Below are 21,641 nucleotides of genomic sequence, written 5' to 3'. Positions count from 1 at the left end.
GCTGCGGAAACACAAATCGCCACACTTAGGCGAAATAACAATTCCATCCAGAGAGACAACCACATGAACCGCACCGCCCGCCGCTTTGCCGCAGCCCTTGCCTGCGCTGCTGTCAGCACCCTCGCAGCCTCCGCTGCTCACGCGCAATCCACCGCAGAGTCCAACGTCGCTGCAAGTGCCAGCACCGGCTCGGGCAGCTCCGGTGGCGGCGGATTCGGGCAATTCATGGACGACTACGTCTGGGGCCGTAACGTCATGGCGGTGGGCTGGTTCTACATCCGCCCGATGGATTCGGCCACGCCGCTGACCACCACGACCAGCGCCCTGGGTCTGGGCACGTACCAGTCGCCGGGGACCGATGTGAAGGTCAGCAACGCCAACACGCTGTCGGTCACGTTCACGCACTTCTTCAACGACAACATCGCCGGGACCTTCGTGGGTGGCGTGCCGCCCAAGTTCAACCTGTACGGCAGCGGCAACGTGATCGCGCCGGTGCCGGTGATCGGACCGCTGACGCTGATCAACCTGGGCCTGCCGCAGAACAACCCGGTTGCCACGGTGCGCGAGTGGAGCCCGACGATCGTCGCGCAGTACTACTTCGGCACCAAGGAGAGCAAGGTCCGTCCGTTCGTCGGCGGCGGCGTCAGCTACAACTTCTTCACCAACCTGCGCCTGAACTCCAACTTCGTGAACGCCATGCAGAACCTGGGGCAGGTGCTGCAACTTGGCATGGGCCAGGTGCCGACCGGCCCGGCCAAGGTGACGGCCGAGACCTCCAGTTCCTGGACGCCGGTGGCCAGCGTCGGCGTGTCGTATGAGTTCGCCAAGAACTGGTCCGCCATCGGCACGGTGTCGTACCTGCCGCTGAAGACCACGTTGACCATCACGATCCGCAGCCAACAGGGTCAGGTGCTGGCCACCAACAAGACCGACATCAAGGTCGACCCGCTCGTGTTTGGATTGGCGATCGGCTACAAGTTCTGAGCCGCCGGGTTGCTCAATCGCAAACGCCACCTCCGGGTGGCGTTTTTCATTGGGGCATGGAGCAATAGAGTCGATATGATGGCGGGATTCTGCTGACCCATCCCTCGCCTGCTTAACCCACCTCGTCCATGACCCAGCCTTCCATCGCCATCGTCGGAGCCGGTATTGCCGGTGTTGCCTGTGCCAACGCGCTTGCCGCGGAGGGCATCGCTGCCACCGTCTACGAGCGCGCGGGTGGCGTGGGTGGCCGGCTGGCGACCACGGTGTTGCCCGAAGGTGCCCCAGCGTACGCATTCGACCATGGTGCGCAGTCGTTCAACGTGCGCAGCGAGGCCTTCCGCCGCGCGGTGGATGCGGCCGGCCGACAAGGCTCCGTCCTGCCATGGCCCGCGCGCTGGGGGCATCGCACCGCCGATACGCTGCAAGCGGATACGCGTGACGAAGCCCGCTACGTCGGCCTGCCGGGCATGGGCGCACTGGTGCGCAGCCTCGCCACGCCGCTGGACGTGCGCTTTGGCCACGCCGTCACGCGCATCGCACACGAGGGGCGGCACTGGACGATCGAGCGCAACGGCACCGGTACTGGCACCAGCACCGAACACGCCGACATCGTCGCCCTGGCCCTGCCCGCACCCGAGTTACCGGCGCTCTTTCACGGTGCCACGCCGGCTTCGCTGCAAGAGATCATCGCGCCGGTGCGCTACGCCCCGTGCTGGGCGCTGATGATGGGCTTTGCGCAACCGCTGAACCTGCCGTACGACGGCATCCGCATCGACGACGACATGCTCGCCTGGGCTGCCCGCGACAACGCCAAGCCGGGCCGTGTGATGGTCGACGAGTCCTGGGTGGTGCATGCGTCCCCCGCCTGGTCTGCTGCACACGCCAACGACACGCCCGAGCAAGCGCTGCACGCCATGCACGCGCGCTTTGCCGAGGCCTTTCCCGGCACGCCCGAGCCCGATGTCATGGCCGCCTACCTGTGGCCGCATGCGCTGGTGGAACAGGCCGCCGGCCTGCCCTGCCATTGGGATGCCGCCGCCCGCCTTGGCGCCTGCGGTGACTGGTGCGAAGGCCCCCGCGTGGAAGCCGCCTTCCTCAGTGGTGTGGCGCTGGCCGCAAAGATCGCCGAATCGCTGTAGAGAGGAGCCACCGGGCGCCACCGAGCGTTACAATGTCGGGTTGTCTCGTGTTTCGTGTGCCGGGTCGCTCACCCGGCGGTGGCTTTCCTCTGACGACGCCATGCGTACCCGACGCCAAGTCCTCGCCCTAGCCTTTGCTGCCGTTGCGGCATCGGTGCCAATGCTGTCCGCCCACGCGCAGGTGCTGCGCAATATTCCGGCGAACGCCCCGGCGGCCCAGTTGACCGTGAACTCGGCCAGCACTGGCACGCTGAGTACCGGCAGCACCGGCGTGGTCCGCATCCTTCTGCTCGGCCTGACCAGCAGTAGCGCGGAGATCAACTTCGCCCCGGGCGTGCGGATCCTGTCGCTGGACGGGCGTCTGCTGCCGCCCGCTTCGGTGGTCGGCCAGACGTTCAAGGTGCGCTATCAGCTCGACCTGTATCGGCAGTTGCTGACGGCCTGGGTTGTCAGCGATGACGACTACAACGCTGCGGTGGCCGCACAGGCCCAGTCCCAGTAGTCAGAACAGAAAGCCCCACGAAGCACGTGCCCCCAGGTCAACCACTGTGAACGGCACATGAAAAAAGTCTTCATCAAAACCTACGGCTGCCAGATGAACGAGTACGACTCGGACAAGATGTCCGACGTGCTCAACGCGGCTGAAGGTCTCGTCCCCACCGACACGCCCGAAGATGCGGACGTGATCCTCTTCAACACGTGCTCCGTGCGCGAAAAGGCGCAGGAGAAGGTGTTCTCCGAACTCGGCCGCGTGAAGGCACTTAAGGCGCTCAAGCCGGACCTCGTGGTCGGCGTGGGCGGGTGCGTGGCCAGCCAGGAAGGGGCTTCCATCGTGGCGCGCGCGCCTTACGTGGACGTCGTCTTCGGCCCGCAGACGCTGCACCGCCTGCCGGACCTGATCGCCGCGCGTCGCCGCACCGGCCGCTCGCAGGTCGACGTGTCCTTCCCCGAGATCGAAAAGTTCGACCACCTGCCGCCCGCCCGGGTGGAAGGCGCGACCGCCTTCGTGTCGATCATGGAAGGCTGCTCGAAGTACTGCAGCTATTGCGTGGTGCCCTATACGCGTGGTGAGGAAGTCTCGCGCCCGTTCGACGACGTGCTGGCCGAAGTGGCCGGCCTGGCCGAGCAAGGCGTGCGCGAAGTCACGCTGCTGGGCCAGAACGTCAACGCCTACATCGGCAAGATGGGCGATACCAGCGAGCGTGCTGACTTCGCCCTGCTGCTGGAATACGTGGCCGAAATTCCCGGCATCGAGCGCATCCGCTACACGACCAGCCACCCGAAGGAATTCTCCTCGCGCCTGATCGAAGCCTACGCCACCAACCCGAAGCTGGTCGACCACCTGCACCTGCCCGTGCAGCACGGCTCCGACCGCATCCTGATGGCGATGAAGCGCGGCTACACGGTGCTCGAATACAAGAGCAGCATCCGCAAGCTGCGCGCGATCCGACCCAACATCTCCATCGCCACCGACTTCATCGTCGGCTTCCCGGGCGAGACCGATGCGGACTTCGCCAAGACGATGGACCTGATTCACGACATCGGCTACGACACCTCGTTCAGCTTCATCTACAGCCCGCGCCCCGGCACGCCTGCGGCCAACCTGCACGACGATACGCCGCAGGCCGTCAAGCTCGAACGCCTGAAACATTTGCAGGCGACCATCGAAGAGAACGTTGCACGCATCAGCCAAAGCATGGTCGGCAGCACGCAGCGCATCCTCGTGGAAGGCCCGTCGCGCAAGGACCCGACCGAGCTGCACGGCCGCACCGAGAACAACCGCGTGGTCAACTTCGCTCTGCCTGACCTGCCGCAGGCGCGCCGCGACCAACTGATCGGCCAGATGCTGGATGTGCGCATCGTGCATGCCTTCCCGCATTCGCTGCGCGGTGAGGTTGTCGCAAACGACGACCGCGTGACCCACTGATCATCAACACAGACGGATTGGATGAAACCGAGCACCGCTGAATTCACCGCGCCCAAGAACGACAACGCACGCCTGCAGAACCTGTGCGGGCCGCTGGACGAAAACCTGCGCCAGATCGAGCAGGCGCTGGACGTGACCATCAACCGGCGCGGCAGCAAGTTCACCGTGCGCGGGGCCAACGCACAAGGCGCGGCCAACGCACTGGAGACATTCTACAACGCTGCGCGCGATCCGCTGTCGGTGGACGATATCCAGCTCGGCCTGGTGGAAACCCGTCAGGTGGCCGCTCACGGCAGCTACCTGCCGGAATCGATCAGCGCCGAGGCCCCTGATGGCAAGGACTTGTCGCCGGTGCTGCATACGCGGCGCACGGATCTGCATGGCCGCACGCCGATGCAGCGCGAGTACCTGCGCAGCATCCTCTCGCACGATCTATCGTTCGGCATCGGCCCGGCGGGTACGGGCAAGACGTATCTGGCGGTGGCCTGCGCGGTGGATGCGCTCGAGCGCGACGCCATCAAGCGCATCGTGCTGACGCGCCCGGCCGTGGAAGCCGGCGAACGCCTGGGCTTCCTGCCCGGCGACCTCGCGCAGAAGGTCGATCCGTACCTGCGCCCGCTGTACGACGCGCTGTACGACCTGCTCGGCTTCGACAAGACGCAGAAGATGTTCGAGCGCCAGATGATCGAGATTGCGCCGCTTGCGTACATGCGCGGGCGCACGCTCAACCATGCCTTCATCATCCTGGACGAAGCCCAGAACACCACGCCGGAACAGATGAAGATGTTCCTCACGCGGATCGGCTTCGGCTCCAAGGCCGTGATTACCGGCGACACGACGCAGATCGACCTACCGCGCGGCCAGAAGAGCGGCTTGATCGAAGCACAGCACGTGCTGCGTGACGTGCGCGGCGTGGCGATGACGCGCTTTACCAGCGTCAACGTGGTGCGGCACCCCCTGGTGGCCCGCATCGTCGAGGCTTATGACGAATTCCATGCACAGCACAAGGACGCCTGAACGTGGCCAAAGCTAAAACCAAAACCAAGAAGACCCAACCCGAAGCCGCCGAGTCGTTCGGCCCGCGCGTCGACGTGTTCGACGCCAAGGGCAAACCCAAGACGGTGGATGCCAGCGCCGTGCGCATCGCCTTTGCCGACGGCCGCAGCCTGATCATCAGCGTGCCCGACACTGCCGATGGCGCCATCACCCTCGTCGCCGAACACTCGGACACCAACACGAACGCCATGCTGTCGCTGCGCCCGGAGCACCACGACAGCGTCACGCTCCGTATTGAAGCCGAACCGGTCCAAACCGAGCGCACCGAAGACCTCGACGACACGTTCTGGAACAACGGCCGCGAAGCCATCGACGACGCGGAGATGCTCACGCTCGACCTGACCGTCCAGTACGGCGACGAGCTCAAGGCCGCCGCGCGCAAGGCACTGCCCAAGGAGCAGGACATCGAAGCGTGGATCGCCCCGGCGCTGTTTGCCGATGCGCAGCTCAACGTGCGCTTTGTCGGCGAAGAAGAAGGCCGCACGCTCAACCGCACGTACCGTGGCAAGGACTACGCCACCAACGTGCTGACCTTCTCGTACGCAGAGAAGGAAGACGACCCCGTCTCGGCCGACGTCGTGCTGTGCTGCCCGGTCGTCGAGAAGGATGCGAAGGAACAGAAGAAGCCGCTGCTCGCACACTACGCGCACCTGATCGTGCACGGCGCGCTGCATGCGCAAGGCTACGACCATGAAGACCCGGCCGATGCCGAAGAGATGGAAGGCATCGAAACGCAGATTCTCGGCGAGCTTGGTTTTGCCGATCCATACGCGGACCGCTGAAGAAGCACCGTCCCGCATGCTCAACGCCGGCCTCGCGCCGGCGTTTTGCTTGTTGCGTGTTCCATTTCTGCAGCAAGCCGTTTCAACGCTGAATCAACCTGCGTAGCCGCAGATCCAATCCCCACAACGGTTTACGGGGTTTCCTCCGCCATTTGGCGCATGGCCGCGCCGGTCAAACCACGCATGCGCTGCGCAACGGTGGTCGGCCATCCGGCACCCCCGCCGTTCTCCATACGGCGCATGGGTTTTGCCGTAGCGATTCCTATCCTCCACGCATAAGCCGCCACTCGAGCGAGCTCAACGAACGTCGGCGCAAACGAGCGCCATGGGCCAACCCACGCACAGACGGGCACGGCCCCGCGGGGAGGTCATCATGCGTCAACGCTTCATGGACAGCATTCCGTGGACCACGCTGCTCGTCGGCGTGGGAGTCGGCACTGCGCTCGCGGTCACGCCGCGCATCGCCCATGCGGATCACAAGCAATCGTGCTACGCGGGCATCGTCGTTGTGTTTGACGGTGCATGGCACCCGGGTGCGGTGGTGGGCTGTCGCACCGTCAATGTGTCCGACAGCAACAACGTGGTCGGCGCCGAAGTGAACCTCATGATCGCGCAGGGCACGATCCGGCCGCGTGTGCAGGCCGTGGTCGGCAGCACCAGCGTGCAGGCGCTGATCGGGGGTGGATACGATTTCGCGAGCAGCAAGACCCTGGTGGGCGTCGGCGTCACGGGTGACCATTGGCTAGGCGGCGTAGACAAAGAGATCGCCGGCCGCTGGACCGCCTACGCCGGCGCCAGCACCCTGGGCCGGTATCACGGCAACACGCACGACCCGGTCACGACACCGGCACCCGCGACGGCCAACAACATCACGCCGCCCCCGCCCACGAACAACAACGCGCCAGCCCCCACTCCGACGCCAGGCAAGTCGCCGAGTCCGAGTCCGAGCCCAAGCCCGACGCCGACTCCAACCCCAACTCCAACGCCGACCCCAAGCCCCGCCCCGGTCCCCTCCCCCTGCGGAAGCTGCCATGGCGGTGACCATGGTGGTCATCATCACGGCGGGCATCACGATCACGGCCATCACCATCACCATGACCATGACCACGATCACGATCACGACCATGACGGCCACCACGGTGGACATCACGGCGGCGATCACGACCGCGGCGGCGATGGTGACCATGACCATGGCGGAGGTGGCGACCATGACCACGGTGGCGATGGTCACGGCGATCACGACCACCATGGCAATGGCAACCACGGGCACCATGGGGACGATCACGACGACCATGATCACGGCGGCGACGGCCACCATGACAACGACCATGGCCATCACGACCGAGGTGGCCACCCCGACCACGACGAGGACCACGGCCACGACGACCGAGGCGGCGGCGATGACCCCGGCACCCACCACGATGGTGGCAATGATGGCAACGACCACCACGGTGACGAGGGCGGCGCAAACCCCGGCAGCGACGGTCACCATCACCCAGGCGACAAGGACGGCAGCGACTGACCGTTACCCCCTTCGGCAGCGCGCCCCAGCCATGCCGCCCGAGCCGGCCACCTGAAGTGCAGCGTCATCCACTTCAGGTGGCCCGTGGCTCGCCTGGCGTCATCTGGATCGCCAATCTTTTGGTGTATGCTGGCCCGATGTTGAACGACGCGCGACCGCGCCATGAATGATCCGTATCCCAGTCCGAAGCCAGCCGACAAACCCCGCTCGCTGCTGGAACGCCTGACCGACCTCATCTCGCCCGAGCCCGAATCGCGGGCCGAGCTGCTCGAAATCCTCCAAGACGCCCATGCGCGCAACCTGATCGACGCCGACTCCCTGTCGATGATCGAAGGCGTCTTCCAGGTCTCGGACCTGTGTGCGCGCGACATCATGATTCCGCGCGCGCAGATGGATGCGCTGAACATCGCCGACGCACCGTCCGAATTCATCCCCTTCGTGCAGGAAGCTGCGCATTCGCGCTTCCCCGTCTACGAAGGCAGCCGTGACAACATCATCGGCATCCTGCTGGCCAAGGATCTGCTGCGTTTCTATACCGATGAAGACTTCGACGTGCGCGACATGCTGCGCCCGGCCGTGTTCATCCCGGAATCCAAGCGCCTGAACGTGCTGCTGCGCGACTTTCGCGTCAACCGCAACCACATCGCCATCGTCGTCGACGAATATGGTGGCGTGGCCGGCCTGATCACCATCGAAGATGTGCTGGAGCAGATCGTCGGCGACATCGAAGACGAATACGACATCGAAGAGGAAGAAGACAACATCCTCGCGACCGCCGATGGCCACATGCGTGTGCGCGGCCTGACCGAAATCGAGCAGTTCAACGAAGCCTTCGGCACGCAGTTCTCCGACGAAGACGTCGACACGATTGGCGGGCTGCTGTCCAACCACCTGGGCCGCGTGCCGCACCGTGGCGAGAAGATCGTCATGGGTGCGCTGCAATTCGACGTGCTGCGCGCCGATGCACGCCAGGTGCAGGTGCTGCTGGTACGCCGTATGACTTCGCCGGCCGGCGGCAACGCCGTCGCCGACACCTCCGGTTCTCACCCCGCCTGATTCTTCCGTGCCTGCTCAGTTCTCTTCCCCTGCCGACCGTTCCCGTCGGCAGGATGCTCCGCTTGTGTCGCCCGCCGTGCCGCCTGCGGTGCCCCTTGCACGCCTGCGTTTTGCGATGCCGCTGGCGGCCCTGCTGGGCGTCATGCATACGCTGTCGTTCGCGCCCAACCACTGGTGGTGGCTGCAGATCCTCTCGCTGACGGGCCTGGCCGCACTGGTGCAGCGCGCGCCGCGTCTGCGTGATGCGGCCTGGGTCGGGTACGCGTTTGGGCTCGGCTGGTTCCTGTCGGGCGTCTGGTGGCTCTATATCAGCATGCACGTCTACGGCGACATGCCAGCCTGGATGGCCGCGCTGGCCGTGCTGCTGTTCGCAGGTTATCTGGCGCTGCATCCAGCGCTGGCGGTGTGGGCGTGGCAGTGGCTGACACGCCGTGGGCGATGGTCTGGTGCCGCATCAGCGCTGGTGTTCGGCGCAGCGTGGGCTGTTGTGGAGTGGCTGCGCGGCACCGTGTGGACGGGCTTCCCCTGGATCAATGGCGGCTACGCGCATACCGACGGCCCGCTCGTCGGCTACGCGCCGCTAGTGGGTGTGTACGGCATCGTGTTGATTGCGGCCGTACTGGCCGGCCTGCTGTGTGTCGCTGCGGAGCGCCGGCTGCACTGGCTGGCGGCTGTCATCGGCGCAATCGTGCTGGCGGCCGGCTGGCCGCTGCACAACGTCGCCTGGACGCAGCCCGTGGGCAAGCCGATCTCCGTACGTCTCTTGCAGGGCAACGTGCCGCAGGACGTGAAGTTCCAGCAGACCGGCATTGAGCGCTCGCTAGCGCTGTACACCAAGATGGTCACCGAGAAGCCCGCGCAGCTGGTGATCACGCCCGAGACGGCTTTCCCGATCATGGTTCAGGACATGCCGCAGGAGATCGCGCTGGCCATCCGCACCTATGTGGACACCACGGGCTCCAGCGTGCTCTTCGGTGCGGCCAGCCAGGATTCGGCGGTGGACTACACCAACAGCGTGTTCGGCGTCGGCCCGCAGTTCCAGGGCGTGTACCGCTACAACAAGCACCACCTGGTGCCCTTCGGCGAGTTCATCCCCTTTGGCTTCCACTGGTTCGTCAACATGATGAACATGCCGCTGGGCGATTTCCGGCGCGGCCAGCTCGTGCAGCCGCCCATGCCTGTTGCTGGTCAGTATCTTGCGCCCAACATCTGCTACGAGGATTTGTTCGGCGAGGAGATCGCTGCCTCGCTGCGCCATGCCGATCAGCCGGCCACGATCCTCGCCAACACGACGAACCTGGGGTGGTTCGGCGACACCATCGCGCTGGACCAGCATCTGCAGATCTCGCGCATGCGTGCGCTGGAGACGGGCCGCCCGATGCTGCGCGCCACCAATACCGGCGCCACCGCCGTGGTGCGCCCGGACGGCAGCGTGCAGGCACGCCTGCCCGTCTTCACGCTCGGCACGCTGCAGGCTGACGTGCAAGGCACACAAGGGCTGACGCCCTTTGTGCGCGTGGGCAACGCCCCGGCGGTTGGGCTGGGCGCGCTGGTGCTGCTGATCGCATTCGTACGCCGTCGCAGGGCCGGCGCGAACTGAGCGTTGGCCGCCTGGAGGACTTTCGAGACACTTTCCGGGCCGGCTGACAAAAAACGCTAAAATTCAACGTTTTACGGTGGGCACCCCAGCAAAGCGCGCGGTGCCCACCGCTGCATTCCACCGCCGCGCGGCACTGTGTTGCCACGACGGACCAACGGGTACCACCATGCTTACTTTCCAGCAAATCATTCTCAAGCTGCAGTCGTACTGGGACGCCCAGGGCTGCGCCCTGCTGCAACCGATCGACCTCGAAGTCGGCGCCGGCACCTCGCACGTGCACACCTTCCTGCGCGCGATCGGCCCCGAGCCGTGGCGTGCCGCGTATGTGCAACCGTCGCGCCGCCCCAAGGACGGCCGCTACGGCGAGAACCCGAACCGCCTGCAGCACTACTACCAGTATCAAGTGGTGCTCAAGCCGGCGCCGGAGAACATCCTCGACCTGTACCTCGGTTCGCTTGAAGCGCTGGGCCTGGACCTGAAGCAGAACGACGTCCGCTTCGTGGAAGACGACTGGGAAAACCCCACGCTCGGCGCCTGGGGCCTCGGCTGGGAAGTCTGGCTCAACGGCATGGAAGTCACGCAGTTCACGTACTTCCAGCAAGTGGGCGGCCTGGACTGCAAGCCCGTCACCGGTGAGATCACCTACGGCATCGAACGCCTGGCCATGTACATCCAGAAGGTCGAGAACGTCTACGACCTGGTTTGGACGGAATGGGAAGAGCCCGGCCCGAACGGCCCGGTCACACGCCGCCTGACCTACGGCGATGTCTATCACCAGAACGAAGTCGAGCAATCGACCTACAACTTCGAACACGCGGACACCGCCGTGCTGTTCCGCCGCTTCGCGGAACACGAAGCCGAAGCCAAGCGCCTGATGGGCGCGCCCGCGGAAGGGGCAACGGATGACGGCGCCCCTGTCGTACAACTCGCCCTGCCCGCCTACGAGCAAGTGCTCAAGGCCGGCCACACCTTCAACCTGCTGGACGCACGCGGCGCCATTTCGGTGACGGAGCGCGCGGCCTACATCGGCCGTATCCGCAACCTGTCGCGCTCGGTGGCGCAGGCCTATTACGACTCGCGCGAGCGGCTCGGCTTCCCGATGTGCGGCACGGCCTATGCCACCGCCGCCAAGACACCGGAGGCCGCATGACGGCCACCCGTGCGCGGCGTGGTCTGGCACTGCTGACCGCCGCGTCCATCGCTGCGCTGGCACTGCCGGCGAGCGTTGCGCAAGCGGCGCGGCATCGCGCGGCCAAGCCGGCATCGACGGAAAAGATCTACGTGGTGCCGAGCAACCTGACGCAGATGTGCGTGGCCGACGCCAAGCCGCTGCAGCAAGCGCTGAATGGCGCCTGGACGCCGCCCCCGCCTGCGCTCGACCAATGGACGAGCCTGGCGCGGACCATGGCATGCGACCTGTCCGGCGCGCGTGACCTGGGCTGGCACCGTGTGCCGCTGCGCACGTACGCCACCGCCCTGCGCTTCCCCTTTACGTGGGTGGAATGGCAAGGCGTGGGGGCGAAGGCGCAGCGCCGTGCGCGGGTGTTCCGCGCGTCGACGCAACTACCGAGCCGGCTCGAATTCAACGTGTCGGGCACGCTGCAAGAGGTGCGCTACGACGCGCGGCGCGGCACGTTGTCTGCCCGCTTCCTGCGCCGCGATGCGGCTGCGCCTGGCACCAATCCCGCGCCGATTGCGCCACCGCCTCCGCCGGGGCAATGCGCGGGTACCCAATTGCAGTTCCAGCAGCAGGGCGGCGTGTGGCTGCTCTCGGGCGTGGAGCCCGTGCCGGGTTCGCCCTGTTAAGCCTTGCTGATCTGAACCTAACAACGTAACCGCCGCACACAAGACGTAAGCGGCGCAGAACAACGACGTCACCGATTCAACGCTATGTCCCCCCTCCTGATCGAACTGCTGACCGAAGAACTGCCACCCAAGGCGCTGGCCCGCCTGGGCGAGGCGTTTGCGCGCGGCCTGTTTGACGGTCTGTCGGCGCAAGGCCTGCTCGAAGAAGGCGCTGCCGTGGAAGGCTTTGCCACGCCGCGCCGCCTGGCCGCATCGATCACCGGCGTGCGCCGCACCGCGCCCGATCGCGAACTGCGCGAGAAGGTGCTGCCCGTGACCATCGCCTTCGACGCCGAGGGCAAACCCGCCGCACCGCTCATCAAGAAGCTGGCCGCGCTGGCCAAGACAGTGGGCGTAGAAGCCATCGCCCCCGAGTCGCTCGAACGTGCGCCGGATGGCAAGACCGAGGCGCTCTTCTACCGCTACACCGCACGCGGCGCCGTGCTGGCTGATGGCCTGCAGACCGCGCTGTCGCAAACCATCGCCAATCTGCCGATCCCGAAGGTGATGACGTATCAGCGCCCGAACGGTGACAACGTGCAGTTCGTGCGCCCTGCGCACAAGCTGATTGCGCTGCTCGATAGCGAAGTCATTCCCGCGAGCGTGCTCGGCCTGCAATCGGGCAACGTCACGCTGGGCCACCGCTTCCTGTCGGCCGGCGAAATCGTCATCAAGGACGCCACTTCGTACGCGAGCACGCTGGAGTCGCAGGGCAAGGTCATCGCGAGCTATGCCAAGCGCAAGGACGCCATCCGCACCGAGCTGCTCAAAACGGCCGGCGCCGATACGGTCGTCATGCCGGAATCGCTGCTGGACGAAGTGAACGCGCTGGTCGAATGGCCCGTGGTCTACCCCTGCCACTTCGAGGAAGCGTTCCTCGCCGTGCCGCAGGAGTGCCTGATCCTGACCATGCAGACCAACCAAAAGTACTTTGCGCTGACCGACGCCCAAGGCCACCTGCGCAACCGCTTCCTGATCGTCTCGAACATCGCCACCGACACGCCGCAGGCCATCATCGAAGGCAACGAGCGCGTGGTGCGCCCGCGCTTGGCCGACGCGCGCTTCTTCTTCGAGCAGGACAAGAAGAAGCCGCTGGCCGATCGCGTGCCGCTGCTCTCGCGCGTGGTCTATCACAACAAGATCGGCACGCAGCTTGAGCGCGTGTCGCGCCTGCAGGCCATCGCCGGCCAACTCGCCGAAAAGCTGGGCGCGGATAGCTCCCATGCCTCGCGCGGTGCGCTGCTGGCCAAGGCCGATTTGCTGACCGACATGGTCGGCGAGTTCCCCGAGCTGCAAGGCACGATGGGCACGTACTACGCCCGCCACGACGGCGAACCCGATGACGTGGCGCTGGCCTGCTCCGAGCACTACCAGCCGCGCTTTGCCGGCGACGCGCTGCCCTCCACTGCTACGGGCACCGTGGTGGCGCTGGCCGACAAGGTGGAAACGCTGGTCGGCATCTGGGGCATCGGCCTGCAGCCGACGGGCGAGAAAGACCCGTTCGCACTGCGCCGCCACGCGCTGGGCATCCTGCGCATGCTGATCGAGAAGCCGCTCACGCTCACCATCAACGACGCGCTGCAGATTGCTGCTGCGAGCTTCGATGGCATCGCCGCCGTCAAGCCGGACCTGGCCGCCATCACCGACTTCCTGTACGACCGCCTGCGCGGCTACCTGAAGGACAAGGGCTACAGCACCAACGAGGTGGAAGCCGTGGTCAGCCAGCGCCCGCAGCGCCTGGACGACATCGTCGCGCGCCTCGAAGCCGTTCGCGCCTTTGCCGCCCTGCCGCAAGCCGAAGCCCTGGCTGCCGCCAACAAGCGCATCACCAACATCCTGAAGAAGACCGACGTGGCCATCGGTGCGGTGCAGCCGCAACTGCTCAAGGAAGATGCCGAGCGCGCACTGCATGACGCCATCGCCTCGGCCGAACCGCACGTGCACGATGCCTTTGCTCGCGGCGATTTCACCACCGCGCTCAAGACGCTGGCCGGTCTGCGCGAAGCGGTCGACACCTTCTTCGACGGCGTGATGGTGATGGCGGATGACACTGCCCTGCGCGACAACCGCCTCGCAGTGCTGGGCCAGTTGCACGGCCTGATGAACCGCGTGGCGGACATCTCCAAGCTGGCCGCCTAAGCCTGGTGCTCCGGAGCCTGACATGCCCCACATTCCCAAGCTGGTGATCCTCGACCGCGATGGCGTGATCAACCTTGATAGCGACCAGTTCATCAAGTCGCCCGACGAGTGGATCCCCATCGACGGCAGCCTGGAAGCGATTGCCGAGCTGAACCAGGCCGGCTACCAGGTGGTGGTGGCAACCAACCAGTCAGGCATCGGACGCGGGCTCTTCGAAGCCGCCGCGCTCAATGCGATGCACGAGAAGATGTACAAGGCGCTCGCTACCTACGGCGGGCGCGTCGATGCGGTCTTCTTCTGCCCGCACACTGCCGCCGATGCCTGCGACTGCCGCAAACCCAAGGCCGGCATGTTCATCGAGATCGCACGCCGCTTCGATGTCGATCTGACGGGCGTACCGGTGGTCGGCGATTCGCTGCGCGACCTGCAGGCCGGTGTGGAAGTCGGCGCCGTACCGCATCTCGTACTGACCGGCAAGGGCACCAAGACCCGTGATGCCGGCAACCTGCCTCCGGGCACCCAGATTCACCAGGACCTGCGCGCGTTTGCGCGTGCGCTGCTGTCCCCCGCGCCGCACAGCACGCCCACGCGTGCCCCCAGCGCTCCCTGAATTCGCCCCCAATGACTTTTATCCGCTCCCTGCTGTACCTGCTGTTTCTGGTCGTCTGGACGCCGATCTATGCGGTGGCCTGCTTCATCGTGTTTCCGTTCATGAACCCGCACCGCCGTTTCTGGATGGTCTCGGGCTGGACGAAGTCCGCCATTTGGATGGCGCGCTGGATGGTCGGCATCCGCTGGCAATACCAGGGTTGGGAGCACATCGAAGAGGCCGTTGCCACCAACAAGCAGGTGGTGCTGCTCTCCAAGCACCAGTCGGCATGGGAAACCATGGCGTTCGTGGCGACCATGCCGCGCCCGCTGTGCTACGTGTTCAAGCGCGAACTGCTGTATGTGCCGTTCTTCGGCTGGGCGCTGGGCATGCTCAAGATGGTGCACATCAACCGCAAGGACGGCGCCAACGCCTTCGCCTCGGTCGCCCGCCAGGGCAAGGAACGCCTGGCGGATGGCGCATGGGTAATCATGTTCCCGGAAGGCACCCGCACGCGCTCGGGCGACCCGAAGCCGCGCTACAAGAGCGGCGGCGCGCGCTTTGCCGTGGATACCGGCGCGTGGGTCATCCCCATCGCGCACAACTCCGGGCGCGTATGGCCGCGGAATTCGTTCCTGAAGTATCCGGGCCTGATCACCCTGTCGGTCGGCCCGGCCATCTCGACCGCCGGCAAGACCAGCGACGAGCTCAATCGCGAAGTCGAAGCGTGGATCGAAGCAGAAATGCGTAGAATCGACGCCGATAGTTACCGCGAGCGCGCATGAAACTGCTGCGACCCCCGACTTCGCCCACCACTGCCGACAGCGTTCAGCTTGAGTTGCCGCTGCTCGCGCCGGAAGTCGAACCGCAGCCGCAATCCCCGCTTCTCACACCGTCTGCTTCCGATCCTGCCGCCCCGCTTGGGCCCAACCAGCGTCGCCTGACATTGGGCGAGCGCGCCTTGGTCTACAACCTCAAGCGCTCATCGCGACGCACCATCGGCTTTGTCATCGACGATCGCGGGTTGTCCATCACGGCACCGCGCTGGGTCACGCTCAGCGAGATCGAACACGCCATCGCCGAAAAGCAGAAGTGGATCTTCGCCAAGCTGGCCGAATGGCGCACCAATGCTGCGCGCCGCATGCTGCCGCCCATGGCGTGGGAAGACGGCGCCACGCTGCCCTTCCTGGGCAAGACGGTCACGCTGAAACTGGAGTCGCCCATCGGGGCGCTGATGTTCGACGCGGACGCGTGCGTACTGCACCTGGGCCTGCCGCCTTCCACCACCGAACAGCAGATCAAGGACCGCGTACAAGGCTGGCTGCAGACGCAAGCACGGCGCCTGTTCGGCGAGCGGCTCGAGGTGTACGCCGAGCGCCTCGGCGTGCGACATAGCGCGTATGCGCTGTCTTCCGCCGCCACGCGCTGGGGAAGCTGCACGGCGGACGGCAAGATCCGCCTGAACTGGCGACTCGTGCATTTTCCGATGAGCCTGATCGACTACGTGGTTGCCCACGAGCTGGCGCACCTCAAGGAAATGAACCACAGCCCGCGCTTCTGGGATACGGTCGAATCGATCTTTCCCGAGTTTAAAGAAGCGCGCGAACAGCTGCGCTCGCATCCGCCGGAATATCTGCCGGCGTTCTAAGGGGTTCGCCCCCCTGAGCCACCTGCGCTGCGCACGGCTGACCGCGCCGCCCCGTCATTCATGATCTTCGCTCCTACGCTGTCCCTGCTGGCGTTCTTCGTTCTCTTCATCGTGCCGCTCATCGGCGTGTTCGGTACGATTCCAATGGCCTGCGTCGTCGTGGCAAGGTGGCGCACGAAGCAGCCTCCGCTCTCTCGGAAAGCGCGGCGATGGATGTGGGGGCTGGCGGTCTTCCTGGCCGTAGCAGATCTGTGGGCGGGTCTCGTGGCTTACCAGATGCACAGTACTACGCTCGACATCAGAGAAAAATCCGCGAACCGGGCCGCGCGAGAAGACTTCATCCTCGATCGGGACTTTCAGTACGGCGAGCTGGTCGTTCCGGCTGGCAGCCAGATCAACCGCTACGACCCGTTCGACAACGGCGAGAAAGACATGCCCCTCGCATTGCGGGGTCTGCGCGCTGTACGGTTTCCCCGTCCGGTGCGCGTCGCTGGAGTCACCGCCGATGCGATGGACGTATCCGGCCGAGCAAAACTCGTCTTGAGCGAGGACCAGCGCATCGGTCCGCTGTTCGCGCACAACAAGCACGGGAAATTGACCCGGGATGGTCAGCCCGCATCCGTCGCTTGCAAACGTGGGCAGATCGCCAGCTTCGATGTGCCTTCGATTCCCTACGACATCGTGGCGGAATTCGCCAAGCCCGAACCCGATGGCCCCGATGCGCGCTTCAAACCGAGCCAGTGGCAGTTCCTGGGCTGCGATGCCGACACGCGGATCGACCTTCCGCCCATCGCGCCACGCTAACGCATCGGTTTGCGGCCTAACCGGAAGAGGCATTCCGCAGAACCGCACAGTTGGTGGAGAATACGGCACCCCGGCATCATGAAGCCGGGCTTCTGCCACCACCATGAAAAAGATTCTGCTCCTGAGCGTCAGCGCTGGCGCCGGCCACATGCGGGCCGCCGAGGCCATCCGCACCTATGCCGATGCACACCCCGCCGGCATTGAAGCCACGCACCTCGATGTGATGGACTTCGTGTCGACCGGCTTTCGCAAGCTGTACACCGATTTCTATATCAAGCTGGTCAGCAGCCAGCCGGCGCTGTGGGGCTATCTGTACCAAAAGACGGACGAGGCCGCGCCCAGCGCGCTGTCGCAAAAGCTGCGCCGCGCCGTGGAGCGGCTCAGTTGCCGCGCGCTGCTGTCCGAGATCAAGCGCCAGCGCCCTGACGCCATCATTTGCACGCACTTCCTGCCGGCAGAGTTGCTCTCGCGTGAACTGCGCAAGGGGCACCTCGACGTGCCGGTCTGGGTACAGGTGACGGACTTCGATCTGCACAGCATGTGGATCGTGCCGAATATGCGCGGCTACTTTGCCGCCAACGAAGAAATCGCCTGGCGCATGCGCGAGCGTGGTCTGGCCGCAGATGCCGTGCATGTGAGCGGCATTCCGATCATGCCGGCCTTCGGCAAACCGCTCGACCGTGCCACGTGTGCGGCGGAGTTCGGCATGGATCCACAGCGCAAGACCTTCCTGATGATGTCGGGCGGCGCCGGCCTGGGTGGCCTCGATACCCTGGCCGAACGCCTGCTGGCGATGGACGGCGACTTCCAGCTCGTGGCGCTGGCCGGCAAGAACAAAACGATGCTGGAAGCGCTTCAGCGCGTTGCGCAGCGCCATCCGGGGCGGCTCTTCCCGCAAGGCTTCACGCAACAGGTGGAACGTCTGATGGCCTGCGCCGACCTCGTCATCACCAAACCCGGAGGGCTGACCACCTCCGAATGCCTGGCGATGCAGTTGCCGATGATCGTCAACTCGCCCATCCCCGGCCAGGAAGAACGCAACGCCGATTTCCTGCTCGAACAGGGCGTCGCGCTCAAGGCCATCGACGATGCGGCCCTGGAGTTCCGCATTCACGCGCTGCTCCGGGAGCCCGATCGCCTGGTCACCATGCGGCGTAAGATCGGGCCGCTGGGCCGCCCGCATGCCGGGCAATTCGTGCTCGACCGCGTGCTCGGGCTCACTGCGCAGGCCGACGCCGCATGAGCACCGCCGCCTTCGTTCCGCAGCGCCGCACGCTGGCGCTGGTGGCCTGGGTGGTGCTGCTCGGGTTCTTCTTCGCCAATGTCGAAATCCAGATCGAAGGCAGCGCCGGCTGGGCCGCCAATCTGCCCACCTGGCGGATTGAAAAACACTGGCTGCTCGACCTCTTCTGGGGCGGCCGCCCGATGACGGGCTACCACGCCTGGGTGTTCCCGTTCGTGGCGCTGTTCTTCCACCTGCCGGCGGTCTTCAACGGCCAATGGTCGTGGCGCATCGAGGCACGCATCATCGCCTGCATCATGCTCTTCTGGCTGGTGGAAGATTTTCTATGGTTCGTGCTGAACCCCGCGTACGGTATCGCGAAGTTCACGCCAGCTTACGTGCCGTGGCACATCCACTGGATCGCCTTTGCCCCGACCGACTATTGGACGATGAGCGCCGCCGCCTTCGCCCTGTTCTTCTTCTCGCGTGCACGCACTGCGGCACGCTGATCGACGACCGCACTCCCACGATCGCCATGCGCATTCTTGCTGTTGCCACTGCCGTTTTCCTGTTTGCTGGCGTGCTGACCTTCGGCAGCGCAGAGTCAACGCCCGCACCCGCCCCCCGCCCGTTGCAATGGGCGCAGAACGTACCGGAGTCGCCGGTGAGCAATCTGCACCGCATCACGCCCTCGCTCTACCGTAGCGCGCAGCTCTCGAAAGACGATGTCCCGCAGTTGCAGAAGCTTGGCATCAAAAAGGTCATCAGTTTCCGAGCCTTCCACTCGGACAGTGAGATCCTGGCAGGCAGCGGCATCACGCTGCAGCGCATTCCCATCAACACCTGGAACATCCGCGACACCGATATGGTGACCGCGCTCAAGGCCCTGCGCGCACTCGACCACGAAGGCCCAGTGCTGATCCACTGCCAGCACGGCGCGGACCGCACGGGGCTGGTGTCGGCGCTGTACCGCGTGGTGTACCAGGGCTGGACGAAAGAGCAGGCGCTGGAGGAGCTGCAACACGGCGGCTACGGCTTCCATGCCATCTGGCAGAACATCACGCACTATCTGCAGCGGGTGGATATCGAGCAATTGCGCCGGCAGGTCGAGAGCTAGGCGCCTGCACGTTCGGGCATCCGCTCCTACAATATCGCCTTCCCCGCAGTCCCCCAAGGAAGGAAACCCATGCGAATGCTCCACACCATGCTGCGCGTCGGCGACTTGCAGCGCTCGATCAATTTCTACACCCAGGTGCTTGGCATGCAACTGCTGCGCACCAGCGACAACCCCGAATACAAGTACTCGCTGGCCTTCGTCGGCTACGGCCCGGAAGCCGGCAACACCGTCATCGAGCTGACCTACAACTATGGCGTGAGCGCGTACGAACTCGGTACCGCGTTCGGCCACCTCGCCATTGAAGTCGACAACGCCGCGCAGGCCTGCGACCAGATCCGCAACGCGGGCGGCAAGGTCACCCGCGAAGCCGGTCCCGTCAAAGGCGGCAGCACCATCATCGCCTTTGTGGAAGACCCGGACGGCTACAAGATCGAGTTGATCCAGGCGCGCTCGATGCCCGATGGCAACCGCCACTGACGCGGTCCGCCGGCCGCTGGACAGCATCGCCATCGGGCTGATGCTGGTGCTGTGCATGTCGTGGGGCTTCCAGCAGGTCGCCATCAAGATTGCCGCGCACGATGTGGGGCTGATCATGCAGGCCGGCGTGCGCTCTACGATTGCCTCGCTGCTGGTGCTGGCGTTTGCGCTGTGGCGCGGTACGTGCCTGTCGGTACGCGATGGCACGCTGCCGGGTGGCCTGGTCGCGGGCTTGCTGTTCGGCGTCGAGTTCCTCTGCATCTTCATCGGCCTGGGCTACACGACGGCCTCGCGCATGGCGGTCTTCGTGTACACCGCACCCGTGTTCACCGCACTCGGCCTGCACGTCTTTGTGCCGGGCGAGCACCTGCGGCCGCGCCAGTGGCTCGGCATTGCGGTGGCCTTTGCGGGGATCGTGCTGGCGTTTGCCGACGGCATCCTGCGCCCGGCTGCGGGCCCGTCGACATCGGTGGGCGATGCACTGGGTGTGGTTGCGGGCGCGCTATGGGGCGCCACGACCATCGTCGTGCGGGCGAGCAAGCTGTCGAATGCGCCAGCGGCCAAGACGCTGCTGTATCAGTTGGCTGTCTCGGCCGTGCTGCTGATGGTGATGGCGCTGGGCACAGGTCAGATCTTCACCGCCAACCTGACGCCGACCGCGCTGGCGAGCCTCGCGTACCAATCCGTGCTGATTGCGTTTGCGAGCTACCTGGCGTGGTTCTGGCTACTGCGCCGTTACCTGGCGTCGCGGCTGTCGGTGTTCTCGTTCTTGACGCCGCTGTTTGGTGTGGCCTTTGGCGTGTTGCTGCTGCACGAACCGGTCGGCCTGCGGTTTGCGCTGGCCGCAGCATTGGTGCTATCCGGCATCCTACTCGTCAATCTTCGCTAAGGTCTGACACGCTGCCGGCAATGCGATTTGCCGGCAGCGCGTTCGCTACCGCCACGAAGTCTTCCACCGGCACCTCTTCTGCGCGACGGCCGAGGTCGAAACCCAGTGCCTCGAAATCGATCACATCACGCAGCGCGCCCAGCGTGTTGCGCAACACCTTGCGCCGCTGCGAAAACGCCATCGTCACCACGGTGCCCAGCGCGCGCATGTCCACCGGCGCATACGGCGATTTGTCCGCCGGCCACGGAATCATCCGCACCACGGCCGAATCCACCTTGGGCGGCGGGTTGAACGAACCTGGCGGCACATCCAGCACCTGCTCCATGTAGTACCGCACCTGCAGCATCACCGAGAGCCGGCTGAACGCCTTGCTGCCCGGCGCGGCCACCATGCGGTCGACCACCTCTTTCTGCAGCATGAAGTGCTGATCACGCACGCGGTCAGCAAACGCCGCCAGGTGGAACAACAGCGGACTGGAAATGTTGTACGGCAGGTTGCCAACAATACGCAGGGATCGGCCCGGCACGTGTAGCGAACCAAAGTCGAACGCCAGCGCATCGCCCGCATGGACGATCAGCCGATCGCCAAAGCGCTTCTGCAGGCGCGCCACAAGATCGCGATCCAGCTCGACCACCTGCAGCGTGCGTACACGCTCCATCAGCGGCACGGTGAGCGCGCCCAGGCCGGGGCCGATCTCGACGAGCACATCGTCCGGCTGCGGATCGATGGCGGCCACAATGGCGTGGATCACGCCGTCATCCACCAGAAAGTTCTGGCCGAAGCGCTTGCGGGCCTGGTGCCCCTGGTGAACGCCGGTCGTGGATCGTGCCATCGCGAAACTCGCA

22 protein-coding genes are annotated in these 21,641 nt (G+C 65.3%); 21 read left to right on the top strand and 1 reads right to left on the bottom strand.

Annotated features, from left to right (window positions below; all coding sequences use genetic code 11):
* The first annotated feature begins 63 nt into the window (after nucleotides 1-63).
* The 21 genes from ACS7SF_RS12985 to ACS7SF_RS12885 all read left to right on the top strand — a co-directional run bounded on the left by ACS7SF_RS12985 (nucleotide 64) and on the right by ACS7SF_RS12885 (nucleotide 20,796).
* A complete protein-coding gene (locus ACS7SF_RS12985) occupies nucleotides 64-984 on the top strand; it encodes an OmpW/AlkL family protein (protein ID WP_439890164.1) in 921 nt (306 codons plus the stop codon).
* A 128-nt stretch (nucleotides 985-1,112) separates the two neighbouring features.
* Complete coding sequence (locus ACS7SF_RS12980; RefSeq protein WP_439890163.1) at nucleotides 1,113-2,123, top strand: NAD(P)/FAD-dependent oxidoreductase; 1,011 nt, start codon at nucleotides 1,113-1,115, stop codon at nucleotides 2,121-2,123.
* Nucleotides 2,124-2,223: 100 nt separating this feature from the next.
* On the top strand, nucleotides 2,224-2,625 hold the full coding sequence (locus ACS7SF_RS12975; RefSeq protein ID WP_439890162.1) for a hypothetical protein: 402 nt from the start codon (nucleotides 2,224-2,226) through the stop codon (nucleotides 2,623-2,625).
* A 57-nt stretch (nucleotides 2,626-2,682) separates the two neighbouring features.
* Nucleotides 2,683-4,050, top strand: coding sequence for a tRNA (N6-isopentenyl adenosine(37)-C2)-methylthiotransferase MiaB (gene miaB / locus ACS7SF_RS12970; RefSeq protein ID WP_439890161.1), 1,368 nt, complete (start codon nucleotides 2,683-2,685; stop codon nucleotides 4,048-4,050).
* Nucleotides 4,051-4,071: 21 nt separating this feature from the next.
* Nucleotides 4,072-5,067: a PhoH family protein gene (locus ACS7SF_RS12965; protein ID WP_439890160.1), complete on the top strand. Its 996-nt coding sequence runs from the start codon at nucleotides 4,072-4,074 to the stop codon at nucleotides 5,065-5,067.
* A gap of 2 nt (nucleotides 5,068-5,069) precedes the next feature.
* Entirely contained in the window at nucleotides 5,070-5,888 is an 819-nt protein-coding gene (ybeY, locus tag ACS7SF_RS12960; protein ID WP_439890159.1) for an rRNA maturation RNase YbeY, read from the top strand.
* Nucleotides 5,889-6,261: 373 nt separating this feature from the next.
* Nucleotides 6,262-7,410, top strand: coding sequence for a hypothetical protein (locus ACS7SF_RS12955; RefSeq protein ID WP_439890158.1), 1,149 nt, complete (start codon nucleotides 6,262-6,264; stop codon nucleotides 7,408-7,410).
* Between the two features lie 162 nt (nucleotides 7,411-7,572).
* A complete protein-coding gene (locus ACS7SF_RS12950) occupies nucleotides 7,573-8,466 on the top strand; it encodes an HlyC/CorC family transporter (RefSeq protein ID WP_439890157.1) in 894 nt (297 codons plus the stop codon).
* An 88-nt stretch (nucleotides 8,467-8,554) separates the two neighbouring features.
* Nucleotides 8,555-10,066: an apolipoprotein N-acyltransferase gene (lnt, locus tag ACS7SF_RS12945; RefSeq protein ID WP_439892752.1), complete on the top strand. Its 1,512-nt coding sequence runs from the start codon at nucleotides 8,555-8,557 to the stop codon at nucleotides 10,064-10,066.
* Between the two features lie 166 nt (nucleotides 10,067-10,232).
* The gene (glyQ, locus tag ACS7SF_RS12940) at nucleotides 10,233-11,216 is read left to right on the top strand and encodes a glycine--tRNA ligase subunit alpha (RefSeq protein ID WP_439890156.1); all 984 of its coding nucleotides are present in this window, start codon (nucleotides 10,233-10,235) and stop codon (nucleotides 11,214-11,216) included.
* Nucleotides 11,213-11,872, top strand: coding sequence for a hypothetical protein (locus ACS7SF_RS12935; protein WP_439890155.1), 660 nt, complete (start codon nucleotides 11,213-11,215; stop codon nucleotides 11,870-11,872). Before glyQ ends, ACS7SF_RS12935 begins: the two co-directional genes overlap by 4 nt.
* An 84-nt stretch (nucleotides 11,873-11,956) precedes the next feature.
* The gene (gene glyS, locus ACS7SF_RS12930; protein ID WP_439890154.1) at nucleotides 11,957-14,050 is read left to right on the top strand and encodes a glycine--tRNA ligase subunit beta; all 2,094 of its coding nucleotides are present in this window, start codon (nucleotides 11,957-11,959) and stop codon (nucleotides 14,048-14,050) included.
* 22 nt (nucleotides 14,051-14,072) lie between these two features.
* Nucleotides 14,073-14,660 (top strand): D-glycero-beta-D-manno-heptose 1,7-bisphosphate 7-phosphatase, encoded by a 588-nt coding sequence (gene gmhB / locus ACS7SF_RS12925; protein ID WP_439890153.1) that lies wholly within the window; start codon nucleotides 14,073-14,075, stop codon nucleotides 14,658-14,660.
* A gap of 11 nt (nucleotides 14,661-14,671) precedes the next feature.
* The gene (locus tag ACS7SF_RS12920; protein ID WP_439890152.1) at nucleotides 14,672-15,424 is read left to right on the top strand and encodes a lysophospholipid acyltransferase family protein; all 753 of its coding nucleotides are present in this window, start codon (nucleotides 14,672-14,674) and stop codon (nucleotides 15,422-15,424) included.
* Complete coding sequence (locus tag ACS7SF_RS12915; RefSeq protein WP_439890151.1) at nucleotides 15,421-16,287, top strand: M48 family metallopeptidase; 867 nt, start codon at nucleotides 15,421-15,423, stop codon at nucleotides 16,285-16,287. Before ACS7SF_RS12920 ends, ACS7SF_RS12915 begins: the two co-directional genes overlap by 4 nt.
* A gap of 60 nt (nucleotides 16,288-16,347) precedes the next feature.
* On the top strand, nucleotides 16,348-17,091 hold the full coding sequence (locus ACS7SF_RS12910; protein ID WP_439890150.1) for a hypothetical protein: 744 nt from the start codon (nucleotides 16,348-16,350) through the stop codon (nucleotides 17,089-17,091).
* 103 nt (nucleotides 17,092-17,194) lie between these two features.
* Complete coding sequence (locus ACS7SF_RS12905; protein ID WP_439890149.1) at nucleotides 17,195-18,334, top strand: MGDG synthase family glycosyltransferase; 1,140 nt, start codon at nucleotides 17,195-17,197, stop codon at nucleotides 18,332-18,334.
* Nucleotides 18,331-18,822, top strand: a complete 492-nt coding sequence (locus ACS7SF_RS12900) for a hypothetical protein (protein WP_439890148.1) — start codon at nucleotides 18,331-18,333, stop codon at nucleotides 18,820-18,822. Before ACS7SF_RS12905 ends, ACS7SF_RS12900 begins: the two co-directional genes overlap by 4 nt.
* A gap of 26 nt (nucleotides 18,823-18,848) precedes the next feature.
* Nucleotides 18,849-19,430 (top strand): dual specificity protein phosphatase family protein, encoded by a 582-nt coding sequence (locus ACS7SF_RS12895; RefSeq protein WP_439890147.1) that lies wholly within the window; start codon nucleotides 18,849-18,851, stop codon nucleotides 19,428-19,430.
* A gap of 69 nt (nucleotides 19,431-19,499) precedes the next feature.
* Nucleotides 19,500-19,907, top strand: coding sequence for a lactoylglutathione lyase (gene gloA / locus ACS7SF_RS12890; RefSeq protein WP_439890146.1), 408 nt, complete (start codon nucleotides 19,500-19,502; stop codon nucleotides 19,905-19,907).
* Complete coding sequence (locus ACS7SF_RS12885; RefSeq protein ID WP_439890145.1) at nucleotides 19,891-20,796, top strand: DMT family transporter; 906 nt, start codon at nucleotides 19,891-19,893, stop codon at nucleotides 20,794-20,796. The genes gloA and ACS7SF_RS12885 overlap by 17 nt, the downstream gene beginning before the upstream one ends.
* Here the strand turns inward: ACS7SF_RS12885 and rsmA are convergent.
* On the bottom strand, nucleotides 20,783-21,628 hold the full coding sequence (rsmA, locus tag ACS7SF_RS12880; protein WP_439890144.1) for a 16S rRNA (adenine(1518)-N(6)/adenine(1519)-N(6))-dimethyltransferase RsmA: 846 nt from the start codon (nucleotides 21,626-21,628) through the stop codon (nucleotides 20,783-20,785). The genes ACS7SF_RS12885 and rsmA overlap by 14 nt on opposite strands.
* Nucleotides 21,629-21,641 lie beyond the last annotated feature (13 nt).

The organism is Ralstonia sp. 25C (assembly GCF_051904805.1).
Classification (GTDB): Bacteria; Pseudomonadota; Gammaproteobacteria; order Burkholderiales; family Burkholderiaceae; genus Ralstonia.
Note: the sequence above shows the minus strand (reverse complement) of the source record. Positions and strands in the feature narration are given on the sequence as shown.